Annotated in this window: 24 protein-coding genes; 8 read left to right on the forward strand and 16 right to left on the reverse strand. The window is 64.1% G+C overall.

Going from position 1 to position 22855, the window contains the following annotated elements; genetic code table 11:
- The first annotated feature begins 30 nt into the window (after positions 1-30).
- From FCL40_RS02685 to trmB, 3 genes are read left to right on the forward strand one after another with little or no spacing between them, the layout of a single operon-like run.
- A complete protein-coding gene (locus tag FCL40_RS02685; protein WP_205729077.1) occupies positions 31-957 on the forward strand; it encodes an ABC transporter ATP-binding protein in 927 nt (308 codons plus the stop codon).
- The gene (locus tag FCL40_RS02690) at positions 954-1724 is read left to right on the forward strand and encodes an ABC transporter permease (protein ID WP_136851080.1); all 771 of its coding nucleotides are present in this window, start codon (positions 954-956) and stop codon (positions 1722-1724) included. Before FCL40_RS02685 ends, FCL40_RS02690 begins: the two co-directional genes overlap by 4 nt.
- A 59-nt stretch (positions 1725-1783) precedes the next feature.
- Complete coding sequence (gene trmB / locus FCL40_RS02695) at positions 1784-2506, forward strand: tRNA (guanine(46)-N(7))-methyltransferase TrmB (RefSeq protein ID WP_136851082.1); 723 nt, start codon at positions 1784-1786, stop codon at positions 2504-2506.
- Between the two features lie 323 nt (positions 2507-2829).
- Here trmB and panD read toward each other — a convergent pair whose 3' ends face one another.
- The 9 genes from panD to FCL40_RS02740 form a co-directional block, all read right to left on the reverse strand.
- The gene (panD, locus tag FCL40_RS02700; RefSeq protein ID WP_136851084.1) at positions 2830-3210 is read right to left on the reverse strand and encodes an aspartate 1-decarboxylase; all 381 of its coding nucleotides are present in this window, start codon (positions 3208-3210) and stop codon (positions 2830-2832) included.
- 191 nt (positions 3211-3401) lie between these two features.
- On the reverse strand, positions 3402-4253 hold the full coding sequence (panC, locus tag FCL40_RS02705; protein ID WP_136851086.1) for a pantoate--beta-alanine ligase: 852 nt from the start codon (positions 4251-4253) through the stop codon (positions 3402-3404).
- A gap of 9 nt (positions 4254-4262) precedes the next feature.
- Complete coding sequence (panB, locus tag FCL40_RS02710) at positions 4263-5057, reverse strand: 3-methyl-2-oxobutanoate hydroxymethyltransferase (RefSeq protein WP_136851376.1); 795 nt, start codon at positions 5055-5057, stop codon at positions 4263-4265.
- 77 nt (positions 5058-5134) lie between these two features.
- Entirely contained in the window at positions 5135-5653 is a 519-nt protein-coding gene (gene folK, locus FCL40_RS02715) for a 2-amino-4-hydroxy-6-hydroxymethyldihydropteridine diphosphokinase (protein WP_136851088.1), read from the reverse strand.
- On the reverse strand, positions 5653-6924 hold the full coding sequence (gene pcnB, locus FCL40_RS02720; protein ID WP_407644131.1) for a polynucleotide adenylyltransferase PcnB: 1272 nt from the start codon (positions 6922-6924) through the stop codon (positions 5653-5655). The genes folK and pcnB overlap by 1 nt, the downstream gene beginning before the upstream one ends.
- A 219-nt stretch (positions 6925-7143) precedes the next feature.
- The gene (gene gluQRS / locus FCL40_RS02725; protein ID WP_136851092.1) at positions 7144-8022 is read right to left on the reverse strand and encodes a tRNA glutamyl-Q(34) synthetase GluQRS; all 879 of its coding nucleotides are present in this window, start codon (positions 8020-8022) and stop codon (positions 7144-7146) included.
- Between the two features lie 51 nt (positions 8023-8073).
- On the reverse strand, positions 8074-8520 hold the full coding sequence (gene dksA, locus FCL40_RS02730) for an RNA polymerase-binding protein DksA (protein ID WP_136851094.1): 447 nt from the start codon (positions 8518-8520) through the stop codon (positions 8074-8076).
- 162 nt (positions 8521-8682) lie between these two features.
- Positions 8683-9393 carry a DNA/RNA nuclease SfsA gene (gene sfsA / locus FCL40_RS02735; RefSeq protein ID WP_136851096.1) on the reverse strand — a complete coding sequence of 237 codons (711 nt, stop codon included), beginning with the start codon at positions 9391-9393 and terminating at the stop codon, positions 8683-8685.
- Complete coding sequence (locus FCL40_RS02740; RefSeq protein WP_136851098.1) at positions 9390-10049, reverse strand: NAD-dependent epimerase/dehydratase family protein; 660 nt, start codon at positions 10047-10049, stop codon at positions 9390-9392. The genes sfsA and FCL40_RS02740 overlap by 4 nt, the downstream gene beginning before the upstream one ends.
- Before the next feature lie 89 nt (positions 10050-10138).
- Here FCL40_RS02740 and pepB point away from each other — a divergent pair, with 89 nt between their 5' ends.
- Entirely contained in the window at positions 10139-11410 is a 1272-nt protein-coding gene (pepB, locus tag FCL40_RS02745; RefSeq protein ID WP_136851100.1) for an aminopeptidase PepB, read from the forward strand.
- A 55-nt stretch (positions 11411-11465) separates the two neighbouring features.
- Here the strand turns inward: pepB and FCL40_RS02750 are convergent, their stop codons facing one another.
- Both FCL40_RS02750 and thpR read right to left on the reverse strand, forming a co-directional pair.
- Positions 11466-12338 (reverse strand): GGDEF domain-containing protein, encoded by an 873-nt coding sequence (locus FCL40_RS02750; RefSeq protein WP_136851102.1) that lies wholly within the window; start codon positions 12336-12338, stop codon positions 11466-11468.
- A gap of 148 nt (positions 12339-12486) precedes the next feature.
- Positions 12487-13005 carry an RNA 2',3'-cyclic phosphodiesterase gene (gene thpR / locus FCL40_RS02755; protein ID WP_169306979.1) on the reverse strand — a complete coding sequence of 173 codons (519 nt, stop codon included), beginning with the start codon at positions 13003-13005 and terminating at the stop codon, positions 12487-12489.
- A gap of 130 nt (positions 13006-13135) precedes the next feature.
- Between thpR and hrpB the strand changes: the two genes are divergently transcribed.
- Together hrpB and mrcB are read left to right on the forward strand one after the other, a co-directional pair.
- Positions 13136-15610, forward strand: a complete 2475-nt coding sequence (gene hrpB / locus FCL40_RS02760; RefSeq protein ID WP_324614058.1) for an ATP-dependent helicase HrpB — start codon at positions 13136-13138, stop codon at positions 15608-15610.
- Positions 15611-17965 (forward strand): penicillin-binding protein 1B, encoded by a 2355-nt coding sequence (gene mrcB / locus FCL40_RS02765; RefSeq protein ID WP_136851108.1) that lies wholly within the window; start codon positions 15611-15613, stop codon positions 17963-17965.
- Here mrcB and rsmS read toward each other — a convergent pair.
- The 5 genes from rsmS to FCL40_RS02790 form a co-directional block, all read right to left on the reverse strand.
- Positions 17962-18126, reverse strand: coding sequence for a pleiotropic regulatory protein RsmS (rsmS, locus tag FCL40_RS02770; protein WP_136851110.1), 165 nt, complete (start codon positions 18124-18126; stop codon positions 17962-17964). The genes mrcB and rsmS overlap by 4 nt on opposite strands.
- A 68-nt stretch (positions 18127-18194) precedes the next feature.
- On the reverse strand, positions 18195-18911 hold the full coding sequence (locus FCL40_RS02775) for an SDR family NAD(P)-dependent oxidoreductase (RefSeq protein WP_205729070.1): 717 nt from the start codon (positions 18909-18911) through the stop codon (positions 18195-18197).
- Positions 18908-19306 carry a thiol-disulfide oxidoreductase DCC family protein gene (locus FCL40_RS02780; RefSeq protein ID WP_136851114.1) on the reverse strand — a complete coding sequence of 133 codons (399 nt, stop codon included), beginning with the start codon at positions 19304-19306 and terminating at the stop codon, positions 18908-18910. The genes FCL40_RS02775 and FCL40_RS02780 overlap by 4 nt, the downstream gene beginning before the upstream one ends.
- Before the next feature lie 61 nt (positions 19307-19367).
- Entirely contained in the window at positions 19368-20204 is an 837-nt protein-coding gene (gene fghA / locus FCL40_RS02785) for an S-formylglutathione hydrolase (RefSeq protein ID WP_136851116.1), read from the reverse strand.
- Between the two features lie 53 nt (positions 20205-20257).
- Positions 20258-21388: an S-(hydroxymethyl)glutathione dehydrogenase/class III alcohol dehydrogenase gene (locus tag FCL40_RS02790; protein ID WP_136851118.1), complete on the reverse strand. Its 1131-nt coding sequence runs from the start codon at positions 21386-21388 to the stop codon at positions 20258-20260.
- A gap of 200 nt (positions 21389-21588) precedes the next feature.
- On the opposite strand from FCL40_RS02790, the gene FCL40_RS02795 reads away from it, so the two are divergent.
- Together FCL40_RS02795 and FCL40_RS02800 are read left to right on the forward strand one after the other, a co-directional pair.
- Entirely contained in the window at positions 21589-22494 is a 906-nt protein-coding gene (locus FCL40_RS02795) for a LysR substrate-binding domain-containing protein (protein ID WP_136851120.1), read from the forward strand.
- Positions 22495-22570: 76 nt separating this feature from the next.
- Positions 22571-22846, forward strand: coding sequence for a YihD family protein (locus FCL40_RS02800; protein ID WP_136851122.1), 276 nt, complete (start codon positions 22571-22573; stop codon positions 22844-22846).
- The last annotated feature ends 9 nt before the right edge of the window (positions 22847-22855 follow it).

A 22855-nucleotide genomic window follows, 5' to 3' on the forward strand; every position in this document is an offset into this window, starting at 1 on the left:
ATCAGCTTGGAGCCGACCATGACCCAGCGCGTGCCAGCACTCGAAATTACCGACCTGAAAAAGACCTATCCCGGCGGAGTCAGAGCCCTGAAGGGGATCAACCTCTCCGTCGAGGCTGGGGATTTCTTCGCCCTGCTCGGCCCCAATGGCGCCGGCAAGTCCACCACTATCGGCATCATCAGCTCCCTGGTGAACAAGAGTTCGGGCTCGGTCAAGGTGTTTGGCCATCCCCTCGATACCGAGCTGGAGGCGGCCAAACGCCACATCGGCCTGGTGCCCCAGGAGTTCAACTTCAACCAGTTCGAGACGGTGAAACAGATCGTCGTCAACCAGGCTGGCTACTACGGCGTACCCCGGGCCCTGGCCGAGGAGCGGGCCAGGGAGTATCTGACCCAGCTGGAGCTGTGGGACAAGCGCGACACCCCGGCCCGCAACCTCTCCGGGGGGATGAAGCGCCGACTGATGATCGCCCGGGCACTGATGCACCACCCCAGGCTGCTGATCCTCGATGAGCCCACCGCCGGGGTGGACATCGAGATCCGCCGCTCTATGTGGGAGTTCCTGCGCCGCATCAACGGCCAGGGGGTGACCATCATCCTCACCACCCACTACCTGGAGGAGGCGGAGATGCTGTGTCGCAACATCGGCATCATCGACAAGGGGGAACTGGTGGAGTGCACCTCGATGAAGGCGCTGCTGGCCAAGCTCAGCGTGGAGACCTTCATCCTGGATCTGGCGCCGGGCAGCCCCGCTGCGGATCTGACCCCCTTTCCCTATCGTCGTCTGGACGCTCACACCCTGGAGGTGGACGTGGCCAAGGACGATGGGCTCAATGCGGTGTTTACCAAGCTGACCGAACAGAGGATCGAAGTGCTGTCCATGAGAAATCGGGCCAACCGGCTGGAGGAGTTGTTTGTCTCCTTGGTGGAGAATGGCCGTAAGGAGGAGCAGGCGTGAGTCACCCCCATTACATCGCCTTCAGCAGTCTGCTGCGCAAGGAGATCACCCGTTTTTCCCGCATCTGGGTGCAGACCCTGGTGCCGCCGGCGATCACCATGACCCTCTACTTCCTGATCTTCGGCAACCTGGTGGGCAGCCGCATCGGTCAGATGGGCGGCTTCAGCTACATGGAGTTCATCATGCCCGGATTGATCATGATGTCGGTGATCACCAACTCCTACTCCAACGTGGCCAGCTCCTTCTACAGCGCCAAGTTTCAGCGCAACATCGAGGAGCTGCTGGTGGCGCCGGTGCCCAATGTGCTGATCATCCTTGGCTACATCGGCGGCGGTGTGGCCCGCGGCCTGTGTGTCGGCGCCATCGTCACCGCGGTGGCGCTGCTGTTTGTCGATATTCAGGTGCACAACCCCTGGGTGCTGGTGTCGGTGGTGGTACTTTCGTCGGTGCTGTTCTCCCTGGCGGGGCTGCTCAACGCCATCTTCGCCAACAGCTTCGACGACATCAGCATCATCCCCACCTTCGTGCTGACGCCGCTGACCTACCTCGGCGGGGTGTTCTACTCCATCAGCATGTTGCCGGGGTTCTGGCAGGGGGTGTCCAAGCTCAACCCCATCGTCTACATGATCAACGCCTTCCGCTACGGTTTTCTCGGCAGCAGTGACATCGGTCTGGGCAGCGCCTTCGCGGTGATCCTCACCTTTGTGGCCCTGTTCTTTGCCATCGCCTACCACCTGATCAACAAGGGGACCGGCCTGCGTCATTGAGACTGGCCAGCGGCGGCTTCGGCTGCCGCAACCCCGTCGACCTCTGTTTGGGACCCTCTATGTACGACGCCAACTCCCGCAGCATCCTCTCCAACCAGCCCGGAGTCCATGAGCGCCTGCCGGCCCTGGTGCGCAAGCACCTGGCCGGCCCCTTCAGGAAGCCGTTTCACGACGCCACCCTGGAGACCTTCTACCGGATTCGCGCCTGGATCCGGGCCGATGGCCGGCCGCTGATCTTCGACTCCTGCTGCGGGGTGGGGGAGAGCACCGCCAATCTGGCCGGGCGTCACCCCGGGTCACTGGTGATCGGCATGGACAAGTCGGCCCACCGCCTGGGCAAGCATGAGGGCTACCGTCAGGAGGCGGACAACTACCTGCTGGCGCGGGTGGACCTCAACGACTTCTGGCGGCTGGCCGCGGCGGACGGCTGGCGCCTGAGCCATCACTACCTGCTCTATCCCAACCCCTGGCCCAAATCCGCCCACCTGCAGCGTCGCTGGCATGGGGCGGCGGTGTTCCCCTACTTGCTGATGCTGGGAGGTGATCTGGAGATGCGTTCCAACTGGCCCCTCTACCTGCAGGAGTTCGCCCAGGCCCTGAGCCTGGCCGGGATCGCTGCCCAGGTTGGCCCCCTGGCATTGGATGGGGAGGATCTGACCCCCTTTGAGCGCAAATACCGCCTCAGCGGTCAGCCCCTGTACCGGCTGACGGCGGATCTGAAGGAGTTTACTCTGCCCTGGCAACAGAGTTTGCACCTGCCGGCGGATCCCGCTAAAAGTTAGCCGGATTCGCTAATATCGGTCACTTGCCCTTGTTATCAATCTGTTTAAGTCTATGATTTTACATAGACACGGTTCTGGCATGGCTTTCGCAGACCCCTCCCTGAGAGGAGCGGTAACCCGGAAGGAGCAGCGTGATGAGCAGAGTGCAGCAGAAGTGGTTGGTGATCGGCGTTGGCATGAGCCTGGTGGTGGCCTCGGAGGGGGCGATCCTGTGGCTGGCAAGTCTCTGAGTTTCGGCTCCGTAGCGCGGGATGCCTAGGCGTCGACCCATAAAAAAGCGCCGCACCGGGCGACGCATTTCTGACTGGGGGTGATCCTGAGGATCAGGCCGCCTGGGTCGGAATGACGTTGGCGGTGCCCTTGATGTCGTTGTCCTGGTTGAGGTACACCAGCTGAGGCTTGTGTCCCTTGGCTTCCTCATCGTCCATCACCACGTAGGCACAGATGATCACCCGGTCCTGGGGCTTGGCCTTGTGGGCGGCTGCGCCGTTTACGGAGATGATCTTGGAGCCTCGTTCGCCACTGATGGCGTAGGTGCTGAAACGCTCACCATTGTCGATGTTGTAGATCTCAATTTTCTCGTACTCGAGAATGCCGGCGGCGTCCAACAGATCCTGATCGATGGCGCAGGAGCCTTCATACTCCAGCTCCGCGTGGGTAACGCGGGCCTGGTGCAGCTTCCCCTTCAACATGATACGTTGCATCTAGTTATTCCCTAATTACTTCTGGGTAAGATCCAGCCCCGAAGGGCGAACCGTCTACTTCGCCGCAAGGGCGATGGCTTGTCGGCCAGCACTCAGGGCACGACGACGCCCGGGAAAGCCTGTTCCCCTAGCGTCGCCGGGCGTGTTGAGTCAGGTTGTCACACCTTTTTAACCTGAGCACTATAGCCAAATCAGTCGGCCAGATCCACCCGCAGGTTGTCGATTAGCCGCGCCCGGCCCAGCTGGGCCGCCGCCAGGATCACCAGCTCCGAATCACCGGAGACGGCCTTATCCAGGTTGTGGGCGTGGCAGATGTGGATGTAATCGGTGCTGAAACCGGCGTTGTCCAGGCGCTGGGCCGCCTGCCGCTCCAGCTCGCCGAAGGCGATCCCCTGGTGCAGCTGCTCGGCCATCCAGTCCAGGGTGCGCTTCAGTTCCGGTGCCCGCTGGCGCTCCTCGGCGGTCAGGTAGCCGTTGCGAGAGCTCAGGGCCAGGCCGTCACTGGCGCGCACGGTGTCTATCCCCAGGACCTCGACGGGCATATTCAGATCCCGCACCATGGCACGGATCACCGCCAGTTGCTGGTAGTCCTTCATGCCGAACAGGGCCAGGTCGGGTTGTACCAGGTTGAACAGCTTGCACACCACGGTGGCGACGCCGCGGAAATGGCCGGGACGGCTCTCACCGCAGTAGCGCATGGAGATGCCGGGCACTTCCACGTAGGTCTGGTTTTCCAGCCCCTGGGGGTAGAGCAGATCCGGGGTGGGGGTGAACAGCAGATCGGCGCCCAGCTCAACCAGGGCCGCCTGATCCTGCTCCAGGGTGCGGGGGTAGGCGGCGAGGTCCTCGCCGGCCCCGAACTGCATCGGGTTGACGAAGATGCTGACTACCACCCGCTCCGCACGCTGCTTGGCCTCTTTCACCAGCAAAAGGTGACCTTCGTGTAGATTGCCCATGGTGGGCACAAAGGCGACGCTCTGGCCCTGGCTTCGCCACTGCTTCAGCTGTTGATGCAGCCGATGGATGTCACTGATGGTTTGCATGGGCTCTCCTTACTCGAAACCGTGTTCCGCGGCGGGGAAGATCCCCTCCTCCACCTCACGGACAAAGGCGGCGGCCGCCGCCTGGATGGTGCCGTGTTCCGTGATGTAGTTCTTGGAGAACTTGGGGATGTAACCACTGGTGATCCCCAGCACATCGTGCATCACCAGGATCTGGGCGTCGGTATCTGGACCGGCACCGATGCCAATCACCGGGATACTGAGGCTTTCGGTGATGTGACGGGCCAGGGCGCTGGGGATGCACTCCAGTACCAGCAGGCTGGCGCCGGCCTGTTCCAGGCCCTTGGCCTGCTCGAGGATCCGGTTGGCCTGCTCGCTGTCGCGGCCCTGGACCTTGAAGCCACCGAACTGGTGGACCGACTGCGGAGTCAGCCCCAGATGAGCGCAGACGGGGATGCCGCGCTCGGTCAGGCCACGGACGGTGTCCAGCAGCCACTCTCCCCCCTCCAGCTTCACCATCTGGGCGCCGGCCTGCATCAGGGCGGCGGCGCTTTCGAAGGCCTGCTCACGGGTGGCATAGCTCATGAAGGGCATGTCGGCGATGATCAGCGCCTTTTGGGCGCCGGCGCGGACACAGCGGGTGTGATAGGCGATCTGCTCCACTGTGACCGGCAGGGTATCCCGGTGGCCCTGAAGGACCATGCCCAGGCTGTCGCCCACCAGCATGACCGGTACGCCTTGGGATTCGAACGTTGCCGCGAAGCTGGCGTCGTAGGCGGTCAAGGAAGCAAATTTTTTCCCCTCTTGCTTCCACTTTTTGAGGGTGGCAGTGGTGATCGCTTTCATCAGATTGCTCATCAAATGCTCGATGTTGGATCGGAGTTTATATTCTAATGACGGCCCGCTTGCAAATGAGAAGGCTGTTAAGCTGGGCTGTCACCGCCTGAAAACAGGAGAAAATCCGGTTTTCTGTAAAGGGTCTGGGGAGGGCAGGCGGCCAGTAGGGTGGTCAACTGCCGGCCGTCGGCGAAGCGGTAGCCGGGATCGATCTCGAACAGTGGCAGCAGCACGAAGGCGCGCTCCGCCACCCCGTAATGGGGGAGGGTGAGGCGCTCGCTGTCGAGGCACTGATGGCCGTAGCCGATGATGTCCAGGTCCAGGGTACGGGCGCCCCAGCGCTCGTGCCGCTCCCGCCCGTGGGCCAGTTCGATGACCTGCAGGGCGTCCAGCAGCGCCAGGGGGGCCAGTTCGGTGTCGATGGCCGCCACGGCGTTGCAGTAATTCGGTTGTTGCATTCCCGCCATCGGCGGGCTGGTGTAGAGGGAGGAGGCCCGAACCACCCGGGTGCCCGGCAGACGGTGGATCGCCTGCAGGGCCGCGGCCAGGGTGGCCGGGGAGTCGCCCAGGTTGCTGCCCAGGGCGACGATGGCGCGGGTAGTCATCAGGCGTCCGGCTTACTCTGGCCGGCGGGCTTGCGCCGGCGGGGGCGGCGACGGCGGCGCTGGCCCCCGTCGGAGCCCAGGTTGCGTACCATCAGTCGACGGGCCTGGTCGTCGCCGTCCACGAACTTGGTCCACCAGCGGGCCAGTTCGGCCACCTCGCCACCCTCGGCTTCGCCACGCAGCACCAGGAAATCGTAGGCAGCGCGGAATCTGGGATGCTCGAAGGCGCGGAAGGCGCGGGCGCCGGAGCGTTTCTCCAGGCGGGACTGCATCTGCCAGATCTCCTGGGCGGGAGTGGAGAAACGGCGCGGCATGGAGATGGTCTTGCTCTGGGCGCTGACCACCTCGTTGCAGGCGGCGATCATGGCGTCGTAGTGACTCACCCCTTTGCTGGTGCGCTTGGCCATGAGGCTCTGCATGGGATACCACAGCATGGCCGCATAGAGGAAGGCCGGGGTCACTGGCTTGTCGGCGTTGACCCGGTCGTCGGTGTTGCGCAGCACCGCCTCCACCAGGCTGATGATCTTGTCGCTCTCCTCGCCGTTCATCATCTTGTCCTGCATGGGGAACATCGGGGCGAACAGGCCGAACTCGCGCATCATGCGGAAGTTTTCCAGGCCCTTACCGGACATGAACAGTTTAAGGGTTTCTTCGAACAGGCGGGCGGCCGGGATGTCGCCCAGCAGGGGGGCCATCTTGTAGATGGGCTTGGCGGCACTGGGATCAAGGTCGAACTCCAGCTTGGTGGCGAAACGGACCGCCCGCAGCATTCGCACCGGATCCTCGCTGTAGCGCTTGGCGGGATCGCCAATCAGGCGCAGGCGTCGCGCCTTGAGATCTTCCATGCCGCCGAAGTAGTCGCGAATGCTGAAGTCGCTGATGTCGTAGTAGAGGCCATTGACGGTAAAGTCGCGGCGTTCTGCATCCTCGTCGATGCTGCCGTAGACGTTGTCCCGCAGCAGGCGGCCGCTGTCGTCCTGCTTGGCGTGCTTGCTCTCCTCCTCGTGGTGGCCGCGCAGGGTGGCTACCTCGATGACGTCACGGCCAAACAGGATGTGGGCCAGGCGGAACCGGCGGCCCACCAGCCGGCAGTTGCGGAACAGGCGGCGCACCTGTTCCGGGGTGGCGTTGGTGGCCACGTCGAAATCCTTGGGCTGGTGACGCAGCAGCAGGTCGCGGACACCGCCACCCACCAGATAGGCGTCATACCCCGCCTTATGCAGTCTGTAGAGCACCTTCAGGGCGTTTTCGCTGATGTCTGAGCGTGACACCCCATGGGTCTTTCGGGGGTAGCTCTGCAGCTCGGGTTCTAACTGGATCTCTTGTTCCCGACTAACAAGTTTTTTCGCCAGTTTGGTCAGACGCTTAAGAATGGTACACCTCGACTGAATTTCAGGCTGTAAGGGTTGAAGGTATTATCGGCGCGCCATGATACCCCATCCCTGTCGAAATGATAAGCCGTAGCGGCGTTGTGGGCATGGAGGCGGTGCTCAGGCCGGCGACAACAGGATCTTTCTCTCCCTGGGCAGCCGTTCGAGGGAAAACTGGTTCACTGCCCAGGTCAATTGGGTGGCACAGGGCGCCCCGGACAACTCTGGCTCGGGTGCCAGTCCCAGGAAGGTCAGCGCCTGGCTCAGGGTACGCTCCGGGTTGTCCCGGCCGATGGCGGGGGCGTGGTTCTGCTTGGAGAGCTTGTTGCCGTCCGCCCACACCGCCAGCGGCAGGTGCAGGTAGTCCGGGGTCATCAGCCCCAGGATCCGCTGCAGGGTCTGTTGGCGCACCGTGGTCTCCAGCAGGTCGTTGCCGCGCACCACCTCGGTGATCCCCTGGAAGGCGTCATCGACCACCACCGCCAGCTGATAGGCATAGAGGCCGTCGCGGCGGTGGATGATAAAGTCTTCCTCGGCGAAACCGGTCTCTGTGGTGATCGGCCCCAGCAGCCTGTCCTCGAAACCGGTCACCCCATGGTCGTTGACCAGGCGGGTGGCGCAGCCGTTCCCCCGCAGTTGCCGGTGGCGGCAGTGGCCGTCGTAGAGCCCCCCCAGCTGTCGGATCCGCCTGCGCGGACAGTCACAATAGTAGGCCATCTCCTGCTCCATCAGCCGCTGGAGGGTGTCGTCATAGGCTTGATGGCGCTGGCTCTGGTAGAGGACGTCATCATCCCAGGTGAGGCCGAAGCGCTCCAGGGTACGCAGGATGTCGTCGGCGGCACCGGCCATCTCTCGGGGGGGATCGATATCCTCCATGCGCAGCAACCACAGGCCCTGCTGGCTGCGGGCCCTCAGCCAGCTGCCCAGAGCAGCCACCAGTGAGCCAAAGTGAAGTGGTCCGGAGGGGGATGGGGCGAAACGCCCGATGTAGTCTGTCATGGTGCTCTGGAATGGAAAACGGGAGCCTGGGCTCCCGTTTAGTCTGTCGGCTTAGCCGGCCATCTGTTTTTCTTTGATCTCGGCCAGGGTCTTGCAGTCGATGCAGAGGTCGGCGGTGGGGCGCGCCTCCAGTCGGCGAATGCCGATCTCGACTCCGCAGGACTCGCAGAAACCGAAGTCGTCCTCCTGGACCTTGATGAGGGTCTTTTCGATCTTCTTGATCAGTTTACGCTCACGGTCCCGGGTGCGCAGTTCGAGGCTGAACTCCTCCTCTTGGGCGGCGCGGTCCACAGGGTCAGGGAAGTTGGCGGCTTCGTCCTGCATGTGGTTCAGCGTGCGGTCTACCTCTTCACGCAGCATGGTTCGCCAGCCTTCAAGGATAGCCTTGAAGTGCGCCAGCTGCTTCTCGTTCATGTACTCCTCACCGGGCTCTTCGCGGTAAGGCTCCACATTGGCGTAGGCGAGTACACCGATCTTTTTCGCTTTGCCGTCCGGCATCACGCGTCTCCTGTCATTTCCAAGCGCGAGGCGTTCCTCAGAAAAAGTGGGCGGTATCTATAGCAGATCGCAGTTACCAAAGCAAACAGCGTCCGAACTTTCATACTGCTCCAGTTCCATTTTACCCGTATAACACCATTCATTAACCCTGACAAGCATTAGTCACAGGGTGAGATGCACGGGCAAAGGCCTCATCACAGTTATGCCGTCGGGAGAGATCTCGGTCCCTACGGCGTAGAACTCCACCCCCCGCCCGGCGGCCTCTCGGCACAGTGCGGCGTAGGCGGAATCGATATGATCTGCCGGGGAAACCTGGTCGATGCCGGTGTGCTGAACCAGAAACAGCAGGGCGGCCCGGTGACCCTGATCCAGCATCGCCATCAGCTCGCGAAGATGCTTCTGTCCCCGGGCGGTGACCGCATCGGGAAAGTAGCCCAGGCCCTGGTGCAACAGAGTGCAACTTTTTACCTCAATGTAACATGCTGGTTTACGTTTATCCTCCAGCAGCAGATCAATCCGGCTGTTCTCGACCCCGTAACGCACCTCCCTGCGCAGAGAGCCGTAGCCATCCAGTTCGGCGAGGATGCCCCTCTCCACCGCTTCCTGGGCCAGGGTGTTGGCGTTGGCGGTGTTGATGCCGATGAAGTGGCCGGCGGCGGTCTGGGTCAGCTCCCAACTGCAGGGGTATTTGCGCTTGGGGTTGTCCGAGGTGCTGTACCAGACGGTGTCCCCCGGGGTGGCGCAGCCGGTCATGGCGCCGGTGTTGGCGCAGTGCAGGGTGAAGACGCTGCCGTCCTCAAGCTCCACATCGGCCAGGAAGCGCTTGTAGCGCCTGATCAGGGTGGCGGATTTCAGCGGCGAGGTGAATTTCATCGGTGCTCCTCGATGTCAAACAGCGCATCGAGACGGAAGGTCTCGATGGGGTGGCCCGGGCTCTGGCTCACGGCCACCATCTTGGCTGCCACCTGATCACCAAGGATGGGACGGTAGCGGCGCAGGCCAGGAAGCCGGCACAGCAGCGGCATCACCAGGGCCGCCAGGGTTTCCCCCGGGCGGAAATCGCTGCGCTGCCCCAGCAGCAGCGACGGCTGGAACAGGCTGATGCGGTTAAAGGGCAGGGATTGGACTCTCTGCTCCAGCTCCCCCTTCATCTTCAGGTAGGGGGATCGGGAGTGGGCATCGGCGCCGCTGGCGGAGACCAGCAGGTAGTGGCCAACCCCCTGCTCCGCGGCCAGTTCGGCGATTCGCCACTGGTAGGTGACATCCACCTTGCGCTGGGCCTGGATCGACCCCGCCTGTTTCTTGGTGGTGCCCAGGCAGGAGAACAGCAGGTCGCCCCGCATCAGCTCGCCGTACTGGCTGAGGTGATCGAAGTCGATCACCCGGTTGTCCACCTTGGCACTAGGGTGAGGAGCCGGGCGGCGGGTGAGGGTGCGGATCTGGTCGATATTGGGGTGTCGACTCAACCGGTCCACCAGGGCCCGGCCGACCACTCCGGTGGCGCCGACGACGACGGCGGTTTGGCTCATGACTCAATCCTTAAGCAATTCCCGGCGGTTACGCCGGATGGGCCACAATGATACACTGCTACGGACAACAAAATGCAAGGGAACAACGCATGAGCAACTTTATGAAAGTGGTCCTGACCCAGGACAGTGCCCCCGCCCACTGGGGCGAAGCCACGGTGAGCTTCGAAGGCGATACCGCCCGGATCCATCTGGGCGAGGACGATCTGGCACGTCAGGTTCAGGGTGCCGCCCGCAAGTTGACCGGCCAGGGAGTCCGCCGGGCCGAGCTGAGCGGGGAGGGGTGGACCCCAGCCCTGCAGTGGCACTTCGCCAATGGTTTCCAGACCGCCAAACTGGATGCTGAGATCCGTTGGGCCGACGAGGCCGAACAGCTGGAGCGGCAATGGCAGTCCGCCAACTGGCTACGTGAGCTGGTGAACATGACCCCGGAGGACCTCAGCCCGGAGGCCCTGGCGGATCGGGTGGCCGAGAAGCTGACCGGCCTGGCGCCGGACAAGGTCAAGTCCAAGCAGTGGGTGGGGGAAGCCCTGCTGACCGCCGGCTGGGTGGGGATCCACGGTGTGGGCCGAGGCTCAGAGCGTCCTCCGGTGCTGCTGGAGCTGGATTACAACCCGACGGGTGACGCCCATGCCCCGGTGGAGGTGGCGCTGGTGGGTAAGGGGATCACCTTCGACTCCGGTGGTTACAGCCTCAAGCCCAGTGCGTCCATGGTGGCGATGAAGTGCGATATGGGCGGTGCTGCCACCGTGGCCGGAGCCCTGCACCTGGCCATCAGCGCCGGCCTGGATAAGCGGGTGAAGCTGTTCCTCTGCTGCGCCGAGAACCTGGTGTCTGGTCATGCCTATAAGCTGGGCGACATCCTGACCTACAAAGATGGTACCAGCGTAGAGATCGTCAACACCGACGCCGAAGGTCGCCTGGTACTGGCCGACGGCCTGCTGGCCGCCAACGAAGCGGGCGCCAAGCGCATCATCGATGCCGCCACCTTGACCGGCGCCGCCATGGTGGCAGTGGGGGACGACTACAACGCCCTGTTTGGCTTGCACGATGGTGCCTGTGGTGATGCGCTGGCCGCCGCCGAAGAGGTGGATGAGGGACTGTGGCGCCTGCCCCTGGCCAAGTTTCACCAGTCCAAATGTCCCTCCGCCTTCGCCGATACCGCCAACTCCAAGGCGCAGAAGGGCGGTGGCTTCGGTGGCGCCTCCAACGCCGCCGGCTTCCTCAGCCGCTTCGCCGGTGAGCCGGAGCAGGGCTGGCTGCATTTTGACCTGTCCGCCTGCTACTCAGATTCCGCCAACGGCCTGTGGGCCGAAGGGGCCACCTCCGTTGGGATGCTGACCCTGGCTCGATTGCTGAAGTAGCTCGGCCGGCACCACGACGCCCCGCCCTGTGCGGGGCGTTTTTTTGGGGTGTGTCTCAGGTGGTGCAGCCGGCGATGGCCAGCCTGAGATCCGGGCAGCACTCAACCCGGTTTCGACCATTCTGTTTCGCCTGATAGAGGGCCAGATCCGCCGCGGTCAGCAGTCGGATGGCATCGGCGTTCTCCGCATTGCAGCCGGCGACGCCGATGCTGACGGTGAAGGTCAGGGGAGTGGGGGGGGAGCGATCCTGTTCCGGCATCTTGACCCTGAGGTTGGCAATCGCCTTATGCAGCCGATCGGCCAGGGCCCGGGCTTCGCTGCCGCTGGTGTTGGGCAGTAGCACCGCCACCTCCTCACCGCCGTAGCGGGCGACAACATCGGCGTTGCGGGTGTGTTGAACCAGCAACTCCCCCAGTGCCCTGAGTACCTCATCGCCCACAGGGTGTCCGTAACGATCGTTGATCCCCTTGAAGTGATCGATATCCAGCATCATCAGGGTCAGGGGGCGCTGGGCCAACCGGCACGCCAGCACCTCCTCGCCCATGCGCCGGTCCAGATAGCGACGGTTGAAGATCCCCATCAGCGGGTCGGTGATCGCCTCTTTTTGCAAGCTGTAGACCTGCTGCACCACCTTAGTGGTCTTCAGAGACAGGGTGCAGACCAGCAGCACGAAGATGGCCCCGCCAAAAAACACCGTGGGCACCAGCATTTGGGTCCAGCCCCAATAGTTGCCCCAGTGAAGCAGGCTGAAGCAGGTATAACCCAGGATGAACATCAGGATCAGCAGGCGAAGAAACTGCCAGCGGCGGTGGAGCTGTCGATTGGGGAGGCGCTGCAGCAGCTCTCCCACCTTAACCGAAGCGATGGCGAGCATGGTGATTCCCAGGATCACCATGGTGTTGCCCATCAGGGGAAACAGTGTGCTCATCTGTGTGGCTCCGTCCTAGGGCACTGCCCTCCTGAATCCATCGTCCGTAAATTAAGTATTTGATTCTGTTAAACCGTTCACATATGTAAAGAAATTAATTGGGGCTGTGAACCCGGTCAAATGAGACCCTGAGCCAGGTGAGAGCCTGTCACGTTTCAGGGGCCTGCCAGCGTACCAGGGGGCTGTAGATCAGCTTGCCCATATCCCGGTGGGAGCGCATCAGCTGAATTTCGCTCAGCGCCAGGGTGACCGGAGCGGGCGGTGGCAGTTCGGTGATCTGGTGGACGCCGCGGAACAGGGTGACGTGGGGGCGAAAAGGGGCCCGGTGGCTGTGCAGGCCGTGCTGAGCGGCGTCCCGCCGCATTCGGGCCGCCAGCTGAGTCAGGGCGAGGGGGGACTGTTCACAGCCAAGGCATACGACGCCGGCCTTGGGAAAGTGCAGATAGCGGTCCAGGACCAGCTGCAGCCTGGGTACCTCCATATCCCGCCAACGTTCGATGAGCGCCTCCTTCTGCTTCTGGGTCACCTGCCCGAGGAACGCCAGGGTCAGGTGAAAGTTGGCGGCGGGCACCACCCGGCCCAGCTGACCCAACTGGGCCTGGTGCTTGATCAGGGCCATCTGGCTGCTGATGCCGATGGGCAGGGCGAAAAACAGTCGTTCGGCCATGGTGCTCTTCGATTGGACTCGGTTGAGGCCAGTATATGCCCCCGATTGGGGGAAAGCGACCATCCCCTTGGCCCGTCAGTGGCGGGCGGGTACACTGTGGCCCTTTACCCTAATGAGGAACGCCGTCCCCTTGTCCGCGCTGCCCATTGAGGAGGTGTTTGGCCCGTTGCGCCAGGCCCTGGCCTCCCACAACCAGATCATCCTCCAGGCTCCGACCGGAGCCGGTAAGTCCACCGCCCTGCCGCTGGCGATGCTGCAATGGCCTGAGATCGGTGGCCGGATCCTGCTGCTGGAGCCCCGGCGCATCGCCGCCCGGGCCATTGCCCGTTATCTGGCGGCGCAGCTGGGGGAGAGCGTCGGTCAGACCGTGGGGCTGAGGGTGCGTGGAGAGACCAGGGTGAGCCCGCAGACCCGGCTGGAGATCGTCACCGAAGGGGTGCTGACCCGGCAGATTCAGGGGGATCCCGAGTTGGCCGGGGTGGCCCTGGTGCTGTTTGATGAGGTCCACGAACGCCACCTGGCGACGGATCTTTCCCTGGCCCTGGCCCTGGAGGTTCAGGGGGGACTGAGAGAGGACCTGACCCTGATGCTGATGTCCGCCACCCTCGAGGGGCAGCAGTTCGAGCGTTGCCTGACCGAGGCGGCAAAGATCAGCAGTGAGGGGCGCAGTTACCCGGTTTCCCTGGAGTACCAGCCGGTGCCTCATGGGGAGCCCTGGGTCAACCACACCGTGGCCCAGATCCGCCGTCAGCTGAATCGCCGCGAGGGCAACATCCTGGCATTCCTGCCGGGGCAGGGGGAGATCCGCCGGGTCCAGGAACAGCTCCAGGAGGGGCTGCCCGCTCGGGTGCGGCTCTGTCCCCTCTATGGCCAGTTGTCCCCCAAGGAGCAGGATGAGGCGATTGCCGCGCCACCGGCCGGCTGGCGCAAGGTGGTACTGGCCACCAACATCGCCGAATCCAGCCTGACCATTGATGGCATCTCCGTTGTGGTGGACGCCGGCTGGCAGCGCCAGGCCCGCTGCAACCTGCGCAACGGCCTGACCCGGCTGGAGACGGTGCGGATCAGCCAGGGGGCGGCGGCCCAGCGCAGTGGCCGGGCCGGACGCCTGATGGCGGGGCACGGGGTGCGGCTGTGGAGCGAGGCGATGCAGCAGGGGTTAGCGCAGAGCGACACCCCGGAGATCCTGGGCGCCGATCTGACCCAGCTGGCCCTGGAGCTGGCGGCCTGGGGTTGCCGGGAGGCCGACGAGCTCAGCTGGTTGAACGACCCGCCGGCGGCCGCCATGGCCCGGGCCTGGAGCCTGTTGCAGCAGCTGGAGCTGGTGGATGGCAGCCATAAACTGACCCCCTTGGGCCGCCAGGTTCACCGGCTCGGCAGTGATCCCCGTCTGGGACATATGCTGCTTAAGGCCGCTGAGCTTGAGAGGGGGCTGGGGGTCCCCGGGCTGCAGAGTCTCGCCTGTGAGTTGGCGGCGCTGCTGGAGGAGGCCGACCCCCTGCGTGGTCGTAGGCCTGGGGTGGATATCGAGCTGCGCCTGGGCAGGCTGTCGGGACCGGCCCGGCAACAGGCGCAGAAGTGGCGCAGCCAGTTGGGGTGCGCCGATGCCGTTGCGTCCGGCGAATTTGCCGGGCTGTTGCTGGCGCTGGCCTACCCTGACCGCATCGCCCAGGCTCGGGGACGGGATGGCCGCTATCAACTCAGCGGCGGCAGTGGCGCGGCCCTGCCCGCCGACGATCCCTGGCAGGGCCGGGGTGAGCTGTTGGTGGCCGCCCAACTGTCCGAACGCCAGGGGCAGGGGGATGCACTGATCCATCTTGCCGCCCGGGTGGAGCTCTCCCGCCTGGCAGGGGCACTGCCTTACCTGTTTGAGACCCGCCGGGCTCAGCACCTGGATGGCAAGAGTGGTGAGTTGGTGGCGGAGAACCGGCAGATGCTGGGTTGCCTGACCCTGGCGCGCACGCCGTTGACCGACATCAGTGACGAGGACTATCGTCAGGCGTTGCTGGAAGCGGTGCGCCGCCAGGGATTGTCGTTGCTGCCCTGGAGCGATGCCGTCGACCAGTGGCGCCTGCGGCTGGCCCACGGACGCCGGCTCTGCCCCGACCTCGGCTGGCCGGATCTGAGCGACCCGGCCCTGCTGGCGGGGCTGGAGAGCTGGCTGGGGCCCTACCTGGATGGCTTCAAGCGCGTGGCACAACTCAAGAGTCTGGACCTGAAAGGGATCCTCCAGGCACAGCTGGACTGGTCCCTACAGCAACAACTGGATGAACTGCTGCCTACCCACTGGCAGGCCCCCACCGGAAGTCGGCTGAAGTTGTGTTACCACCCCGGCGGGGTGAAGCTGGCCGTGCGGGTGCAGGAGATGTACGGTGAGGCCGCCACCCCCAGGCTGGCCAGGGGGCAGCTGCCGCTGACCCTGGAGTTGCTGTCACCGGCCCACAGGCCGCTGCAGGTGACCGAGGATCTGGCCGCCTTCTGGCAGGGAGCCTGGAACGAGGTGAAGAAGGAGATGAAAGGGCGTTATCCCAAGCATCTGTGGCCCGATGACCCCGCCAACACCCAGGCAACAAGAGTGACCAAGAAGAGGATGCAACAGAAGTAGATGGCCAAAAACACCACATCCCGCCCCGCCAGCAAGGGGACGCGCACTAAGGCACCCGCCCGGAAACGATCCGCCTGCAAGCCCAGGTCAAAGCGCTGGGGCGGGCGGCTGCTGGGGATGACCCTCGTGGGGCTGCTGCTCCTGAGCGGCATTACCGCCGCCTACTGCGTCTACCTGGACCAGATCATCGCCGACAAGTTTGAGGGCCAGCGCTGGCACCTGCCGGCCCAGATCTATGCCCGTCCCATGGCCATCTATCCTGGGGCGCCCATCACCCATGCCCAACTGAAGCAGGAGCTGGCGCTTCTGGGCTACCGCAATACCGGCCATCCGCAGCGGGAGGGGGAGTTTGCCGTGGCCAAGGAGCGGGTCGAGCTGTACAAGCGCGCCTACGATGGCCCTGGGGGCTTCGAGCCGGCGCAGAAGGTGATGATCACCTTTAGTAATAACCGGGTCTCCCGGCTGCAGCGATCCAGCGATGGCCGTGACCTGGGGTTTGTCCATCTGGAGGCGTTGCTGCTGGATCGCATCGTCGCCGGTGATCGGGAGGACCGGCTGTTCATCCCCAGGGAGCAGATCCCGGAGAGCCTGGTCAATGCCCTGCTGCGTACCGAAGACCGGGAGTTCTACCACCATCACGGTGTGGCTCCGTTGGCCATTGCGCGGGCGCTGGTGGTCAACCTCAAGGCGGGCCGCACGGTTCAGGGGGGATCCACCCTGACCCAGCAGCTGGCGAAGAACTTCTTCCTGACCCGCGAGCGCTCCCTGTGGCGTAAGGTGCGAGAAGCGTTGATGGCACTGATCATCGATTATCGCTACGACAAGGACACCATCCTGGAGGCCTATCTCAATGAGGTCTACATGGGCCAGGATGGCAGCATCGGTGTTCACGGCGTGGGGCTGGCGGCCCGCTTCTACTTCCACCGTCCCATCGAAGAGCTGACCATCGGCCAGCAGGCCACCCTGGTGGCGATGATCAAGGGGCCCAGCTACTACAACCCCTGGCGCTTTCCCGACAGGGTGGCTCAGCGCCGGGACCTGGTGTTGAAGCTGATGCTGGAGGAGGGGTTGATCTCCCGCGCCCAATATCAGCAAGCGGCCGGGCAGGGGCTGGGAGTACGCAGTGCCAAATCCCGCCAGCGCCACCGGGTACCCGCCTTCATGCAGCAGGTACGCCAGGAACTGGCGAGCCGTTACGGACCCCAGACCCTGAAGCGTTCCGGCCTGAAGATCTACACCACCCTGGATCCCCTGGCCCAGCGCGCGGCCGAGAGTGCGGTCAGTCAGGGGGTGACGCAGTTGAGCCGTGACCGCAAGGATGACCGCCTTCAGGGGGCCATGGTGGTGGTGGACCGCTACCAGGGCGGCATTCTGGCGATGGTGGGTGACAAGGATCCCGATTTCAAGGGGTTCAACCGGGCCCGGGATGCCTACCGGCCCATCGGCTCTCTGGTCAAACCCTTTGTCTACCTGAGCGCCCTGGCTCAGCCTCAGGCCTACAACCTGGCGACACCGGTGAAGGATGAACCCATCACCCTGAAAAGCAGTGGCGGTATCACCTGGTCCCCGAAAAATAATGACAAGCAGTACCGCGGTCAGGTGTCCCTCTCCGAGGGGCTGGTACGTTCCTACAACGTGCCGACGGTCAACCTGGGGATGAACCTGGGGCTGGAGGCGGTGATGCAGACCCTGGAGGACGCCGGGTGGCGCGAGCCGATCAACCCGGTGCCCTCCCTGCTGCTTGGGGCGATGGAGGGGTCTCCCCTGGCGCTGGCCCAGATCTACCAGACCCTGGCCAATGGCGGCCGTCTCCAGCAACTGCACTCGGTGCGCCATGTGCTGGATCAGGACAACCTGCCGCTGGCGGAACACCGGGAGCGCAGCCGTCAGGCCCTGCCGGAAAGGGCGGTCTACCTGGTGAATAACCTGTTGACCCAGGTGGTGGCGCGGGGGACCGGCCACCGACTGGGACAGGCGTTCCCCGGGGTCACCCTGGCGGGGAAGACAGGCACCAGCTCCGATGGGCGCGACGCCTGGTTTGCCGGGTTCGATGACCGGGATGTGGTGATCACCTGGGTGGGCCGGGACGACAACGGCGCCGCCAACCTCTACGGATCCAGCGCGGCCCTGCCCCTGTATCGAGGCTACCTGGCCCAGCGGGATCCCCTCTCTTTGGTGTTGACGCCGCCGGAGGGGACCCTGCAGGGGTATTTCAATGACCGGGGAGTGGCGGTGGCCGAGGATTGTCACGGTGCCAGGGCGATGCCGGCGGATGCCGTCAGCTGGCCCAGTCCCTCCGGTTGCGATGGTGCCGGACGGGAGAAAAACTGGCTGGAGCGGATGCTGGGGTTCTAGGTGGGATCCCCGGCTGGCGGATCGGGCAGTTTTCTGCGCAGATCCTGCTCGACGATCGCCAGGGCCCTGAGGGCCATGGCGGGGTCAATGTCGTTACTCTCCAGCAGGTAGATCAGGTCCACCGCCAACTTAATCTCCTGGGGGGCGTCTTCCAGCGACATGGTGCTCTCCTATGGGGATGAACCCCTATTGTACGTGCAGTCGCGGTTCGGCAACAGCCCGGTGGCGACTACCAGGGGATCGGCTCGCCCCGCCAGTCCAGGTAACTCAGGGTGCCGTCAGGCACCAGGTCGTCGGTGACTTGGCGCAGGTGGCGGGCGGCCAGCTCCGGGCTGTGCAACTGCCCGGGTCTCAGTCGCCGCTGGAAGGGCTGGGACAAAGGGGTGTCCACGGTGCCCGGATGGTAGGCCACCAGTTTGACCCCCTTGGCCCGTCGGGCCGATTCGATAGCACAGCACTGCAGCAGCTGGTTGAGGGCTGCCTTACTGGCCCGGTAGCCGTACCAGCCGCCCAACTGGTTGTCCCCGATGCTGCCTACCCGGGCACTGAGAACGGTCACCACCACCCTGGGGTTGTCTCTCAGCAGCGGAATCAGGTGGGTCAGCCACAGCATCGGCACTATGGTGTTGCTGTGCATCAGCCGGGAGAGTGACGACTCACACACCTGTTCCAGCGCTTTCTCCGGGGACAGCTCATGGTCGTGAAGGCGACCGTTGCACAGAGTCACCCGGGTGACTTGTGCCGAACTGGGGCGAAGCTGCTCGGCCACCGCCGCCATGGCTGCCGGGCTGTAGTCGCAACTCAGCCAGGTCAGGTCGGGATGGGTGAAGGGGGCCGGCGTCGTGCGGCTGATGGCGATCACCCGGGTTTGTGGCAGCACCATCCCCTGGCGCACCAGGGCCTGCCCCAGGCCACCGCCGGCGCCAATCACCAGCTCCAGGCTCACCGATTCTGCTCCAGCCGGCACTGGCCACGTTCGCAGGGGGACAGGTCAAAGAGCCAGGCGGAGATGCGATGGCGGTGGCGGGCAAAGTGGCGGTAGCCCAGATCGGACAGCGGCCGCAGCGGCGGCCAGTGCAGCCACGCCACCCAATGACCTCGGCCTACCCTGTCCCAGGCGGCTAGGGTGACCTCCAGGCCGGTCAGCAGCCGTCCCCGCTCATCCACCCCGTGCAGTACCCTCTGGCACTGGGAGGGGGCCACTTGGAGAAAGCGCGGATGCCAGCTGGGGTCGTCAATATCCTCGAACGCCAGCCGGTTGAGCCGGTCCCAACGCCGCAGGTGATCTATCTCCCGGCGGCATAGGGGGCAGTGGTTGTCGACAAACAGGGTGAAGGGCATGGGCGCTCCCGATTCCAGAGAGGATGGTTCTCTCTGGATACGGAGCGCCTGGCCGGCCCGATCAGAGCAGATGCTGGGCGTGGAAGCGCAGATGCTCCTCCATAAAGCTGGCAATGAAGTAGTAGGAGTGGTCATAGCCGGGCTGGTGGCGCAGCACCAGGGGGTAGCCGCTGATCTCGGCGGCGGCCTCCAGCGCCTCGGGTTTGAGCTGCTCCGCCAGGAATTCGTCGGACTCGCCCTGGTCCACCAGGGTGGGCAGGAACCGCTCGGACCGCTGCATCAGCACGCTGCTGTCATGGGCCTGCCAGGCTTCCAGGCCGCTGCCCAGGTAGGCGTCGAACGCCTTGCGCCCCCAGGGGCAGTTCACCGGGTTGGTGACGGGGCTGAAGGCAGAGACGCTCAGGTAGCGTTCGGGGTTTTTCAGGGCGATCATCAGGGCGCCGTGGCCCCCCATGGAGTGGCCGCTGATGGCCCGCTGGTCGGTGACCGGGAAGGTGGCTTCCACCAGCCCGGGCAGCTCCTCGACCACGTAATCGTACATGCGGTAGTGGCGGTTCCAAGGGGGCTGGGTGGCGTTGATGTAGAAGCCGGCGCCCTGGCCGAGATCATAACCGGCATCGTCGGCCACCCCATCGCCCCTCGGGCTGGTGTCTGGGGCGACAATGGCCATCCCCAGCTCGGCGGCGATGCGCTGGGCCCCCGCCTTCTGCATGAAGTTCTCATCGGTGCAGGTGAGTCCGGACAGCCAGTAGAGTACGGGAACCGGGTTGGCCTCACTGGCCTGGGGCGGCAGGTAGATGGAGAAGGTCATGGTGCAGTTAAGGACGTCGGAGCGGTGGCGGTATCTCTTGTGCCAGCCACCAAAGCTCTTGTTAACGCAGATGTTTTCCAGGTTCATTGGGCTCTCTCTATGGCACAAAGCCCGGCCCCGACAGGGGCCGGGCCAGGCGTTTAGTTGTCGAAGTGGATGACGCTGCGGATGCTCTTGCCTTCATGCATCAGGTCGAACGCGTTGTTGACCTCTTCCAGACCCATGGTATGGGTGATGAAGTCATCCAGTTTGAACTCACCGCGCAGGTAGCGCTCCACGTACTCGGGCAGTTCGGAACGACCCTTGACGCCGCCGAAGGCGGAGCCTTTCCATACCCGGCCGGTGACCAGTTGGAAGGGGCGGGTGCTGATCTCCTGGCCGGCACCGGCGACGCCGATGATCACCGATTCCCCCCAGCCCTTGTGGCAGCACTCAAGGGCGCTGCGCATCACATGGACGTTGCCGATGCACTCGAAGGAGTAGTCCACCCCGCCGTCGGTCATCTCGACAATCACCTGCTGGATCGGCGTGTCGAACGCCTGGGGATTGATGCAATCGGTGGCCCCCAGCTTGCGGGCCAGCTCGAACTTGCTCTCATTGATGTCGATGCCGATGATGCGGGAGGCGCCGGCCATCTTGGCGCCGATGATGGCGGACAGGCCGATGCCACCCAGGCCAAAGATAGCCACGGTCGCCCCCTCCTCCACCTTGGCGGTGTTCATCACCGCCCCCATGCCGGTGGTGACGCCGCAACCCAGCAGGCACACCTCCTCCAGCGGAGCGTCCTTGTTGACCTTGGCCAGGGCGATCTCCGGCAGCACGGTGTACTCGGAGAAGGTGGAGGTGCCCATGTAGTGATAGATCGGCTTGCCATCCACAGAGAAGCGGGTGGTGCCATCGGGCATCAGCCCTTTGCCCTGAGTCTCGCGGATTTTCTGGCACAGGTTGGTCTTGCCGGATCGGCAGAATTTGCATTCGCCGCACTCAGGGGTGTACAGGGGAATGACGTGATCGCCCACCCGGACGCTGGTGACCCCTTCGCCCACGGACTCGACGATGCCGCCGCCTTCGTGGCCGAGAATGCAGGGGAAGATCCCCTCGGGATCGTCGCCGGAGAGGGTGAAGGCATCGGTGTGGCAGACGCCGGTGGCGATCATCTTGATGCGGACTTCGCCCCTCTGCGGGGGCATCACCTCGACGGTCTCCATGGAGAGGGGTTGGCCGGCGGCCCAGGCCACGGCGGCTTTACAGCGGATGGTTTGTGCAGTCATGGACTCTTCCTGTATGTCGGTGGGCACACCGGATGTGTGCTCAGATGGGCCCAGTTTAATCCTTGCCTTGAGGTTGATAATCCGCCAATTCATAAAATCACTTTTACTTATATGTAATAATTGGCGGATGAAACAGCGACACCACCGGCAGTATAGTCAGCCACGGCCGGGGGCGGGCTACGGGGATTGGGGAGAGTGCGATGAGCGAGTGGGCTGGAGTCAGTGAGTTTGTGGCGGTGGCGGAAACCGAGAGTTTTACCGCTGCCGGAAAGCGGCTGGGGATCTCCACCGCTCAGGTGAGCAGGCAGGTAAGTGCCCTGGAGGGCCGGTTGGCGGCCAAGCTGCTCTATCGCACCACCCGCAGGGTATCGTTGACCGATGCAGGCCGCACCTACTACCAGCACTGTCGCCAGGTACTGGAGGGGCTGGCGGAAGCGGAGCGGGCGGTGACCCAGCTTCAGGACACCCCCAGGGGGGTGCTGAGGGTGACCGCGCCGGTGACCTATGGCGAGCGTACTCTGGCTCCGCTGATCAACGACTTTGCCCTGCATTATCCGGACCTGGCGGTGCAACTGGTGCTGACCAACCAGAGGCTGGATCTGGTGGAGGAGGGGATCGATCTGGCCATTCGCCTGGGCAGGCTGGAGGACTCCAGCATGATGGCCCGTCGGTTGGCCAGTCGAAGCCTGCATGTCTGCGCCGCACCGCAGTATCTGGCTACCTATGGTGAGCCCCACTGCCTGACCGAGCTGGACCGGCACCGGTGCCTGGTCGGGACCATGGAGTACTGGCGCTTCCGCGAGGATGGGCGTTCCCGCAATGTGCGGGTCAGGGGCAGGCTGCGCTGCAACAGCGGTTGGGCCCTGACCGATGCGGCGATCAAGGGGCTGGGGCTGGCACAACTGCCCGACTATTACGTCAGGGAGCACCTGGCCAGCGGCCGGCTGGTGTCGGTACTGGATCACCTGGGCGAGCAGGGGGAGGGGGTCTGGGCGCTCTACCCCCATAACCGCCACCTCTCCCCCAAGGTGCGCCTGCTGGTGGATCATCTGACGGCGTCCCTGGCCGAAGCGCCGGATGGACAGGCTTCAGTCTCGGATGAATAATCCGACGGTGAATGCCCCTTGAGATCGGGACTCGGCGGGATATGATTCTGGGAAAGAATCTGATAGGGAGAGAGCCATGGCTTGCCATCGTATTGAGGAGTTGCTGGAGCTGCTGGCGCCGGTGTGGCAGAAGGAGCAGGAGCTGAACCTGATGCAGATGCTGCAGAAGATCGCCGACCAGGCGGGATTCAAGGGGCCGCTGACCGAGCTGACCGACGACATGCTGATCTACCAGCTGAAGATGGGATCCGCCGACGAGGGGGCGATGATCCCCGGTATCCAGAAGGACTACGTGGAGAACTACGACTGGAAGGCGGCGATCCTCAAGGCCAGGGGCATCGACGAGGAGTAAGCGCCCGCT

The sequence above is a fragment of the Ferrimonas sediminicola genome, assembly GCF_005116715.1.
In the GTDB taxonomy this organism is placed as follows: Bacteria; Pseudomonadota; Gammaproteobacteria; order Enterobacterales; family Shewanellaceae; genus Ferrimonas; species Ferrimonas sediminicola.

Bases quoted from the DNA above. Each gene is read 5' to 3' on its own strand.
- trmB (WP_136851082.1), top strand. From the start codon at position 1,784: ATGTACGACGCCAACTCCCGCAGCATCCTCTCCAACCAGCCCGGAGTC.
- panD (WP_136851084.1), bottom strand. From the start codon at position 3,210: ATGCAACGTATCATGTTGAAGGGGAAGCTGCACCAGGCCCGCGTTACC.
- panC (WP_136851086.1), bottom strand. From the start codon at position 4,253: ATGCAAACCATCAGTGACATCCATCGGCTGCATCAACAGCTGAAGCAG.
- panB (WP_136851376.1), bottom strand. From the start codon at position 5,057: ATGAAAGCGATCACCACTGCCACCCTCAAAAAGTGGAAGCAAGAGGGG.
- folK (WP_136851088.1), bottom strand. From the start codon at position 5,653: ATGACTACCCGCGCCATCGTCGCCCTGGGCAGCAACCTGGGCGACTCC.
- gluQRS (WP_136851092.1), bottom strand. From the start codon at position 8,022: ATGACAGACTACATCGGGCGTTTCGCCCCATCCCCCTCCGGACCACTT.
- dksA (WP_136851094.1), bottom strand. From the start codon at position 8,520: ATGCCGGACGGCAAAGCGAAAAAGATCGGTGTACTCGCCTACGCCAAT.
- sfsA (WP_136851096.1), bottom strand. From the start codon at position 9,393: ATGAAATTCACCTCGCCGCTGAAATCCGCCACCCTGATCAGGCGCTAC.
- FCL40_RS02740 (WP_136851098.1), bottom strand. From the start codon at position 10,049: ATGAGCCAAACCGCCGTCGTCGTCGGCGCCACCGGAGTGGTCGGCCGG.
- pepB (WP_136851100.1), top strand. From the start codon at position 10,139: ATGAGCAACTTTATGAAAGTGGTCCTGACCCAGGACAGTGCCCCCGCC.
- FCL40_RS02750 (WP_136851102.1), bottom strand. From the start codon at position 12,338: ATGAGCACACTGTTTCCCCTGATGGGCAACACCATGGTGATCCTGGGA.
- thpR (WP_169306979.1), bottom strand. From the start codon at position 13,005: ATGGCCGAACGACTGTTTTTCGCCCTGCCCATCGGCATCAGCAGCCAG.
- mrcB (WP_136851108.1), top strand. From the start codon at position 15,611: ATGGCCAAAAACACCACATCCCGCCCCGCCAGCAAGGGGACGCGCACT.
- rsmS (WP_136851110.1), bottom strand. From the start codon at position 18,126: ATGTCGCTGGAAGACGCCCCCCAGGAGATTAAGTTGGCGGTGGACCTG.
- FCL40_RS02780 (WP_136851114.1), bottom strand. From the start codon at position 19,306: ATGCCCTTCACCCTGTTTGTCGACAACCACTGCCCCCTATGCCGCCGG.
- fghA (WP_136851116.1), bottom strand. From the start codon at position 20,204: ATGAACCTGGAAAACATCTGCGTTAACAAGAGCTTTGGTGGCTGGCAC.
- FCL40_RS02790 (WP_136851118.1), bottom strand. From the start codon at position 21,388: ATGACTGCACAAACCATCCGCTGTAAAGCCGCCGTGGCCTGGGCCGCC.
- FCL40_RS02795 (WP_136851120.1), top strand. From the start codon at position 21,589: ATGAGCGAGTGGGCTGGAGTCAGTGAGTTTGTGGCGGTGGCGGAAACC.
- FCL40_RS02800 (WP_136851122.1), top strand. From the start codon at position 22,571: ATGGCTTGCCATCGTATTGAGGAGTTGCTGGAGCTGCTGGCGCCGGTG.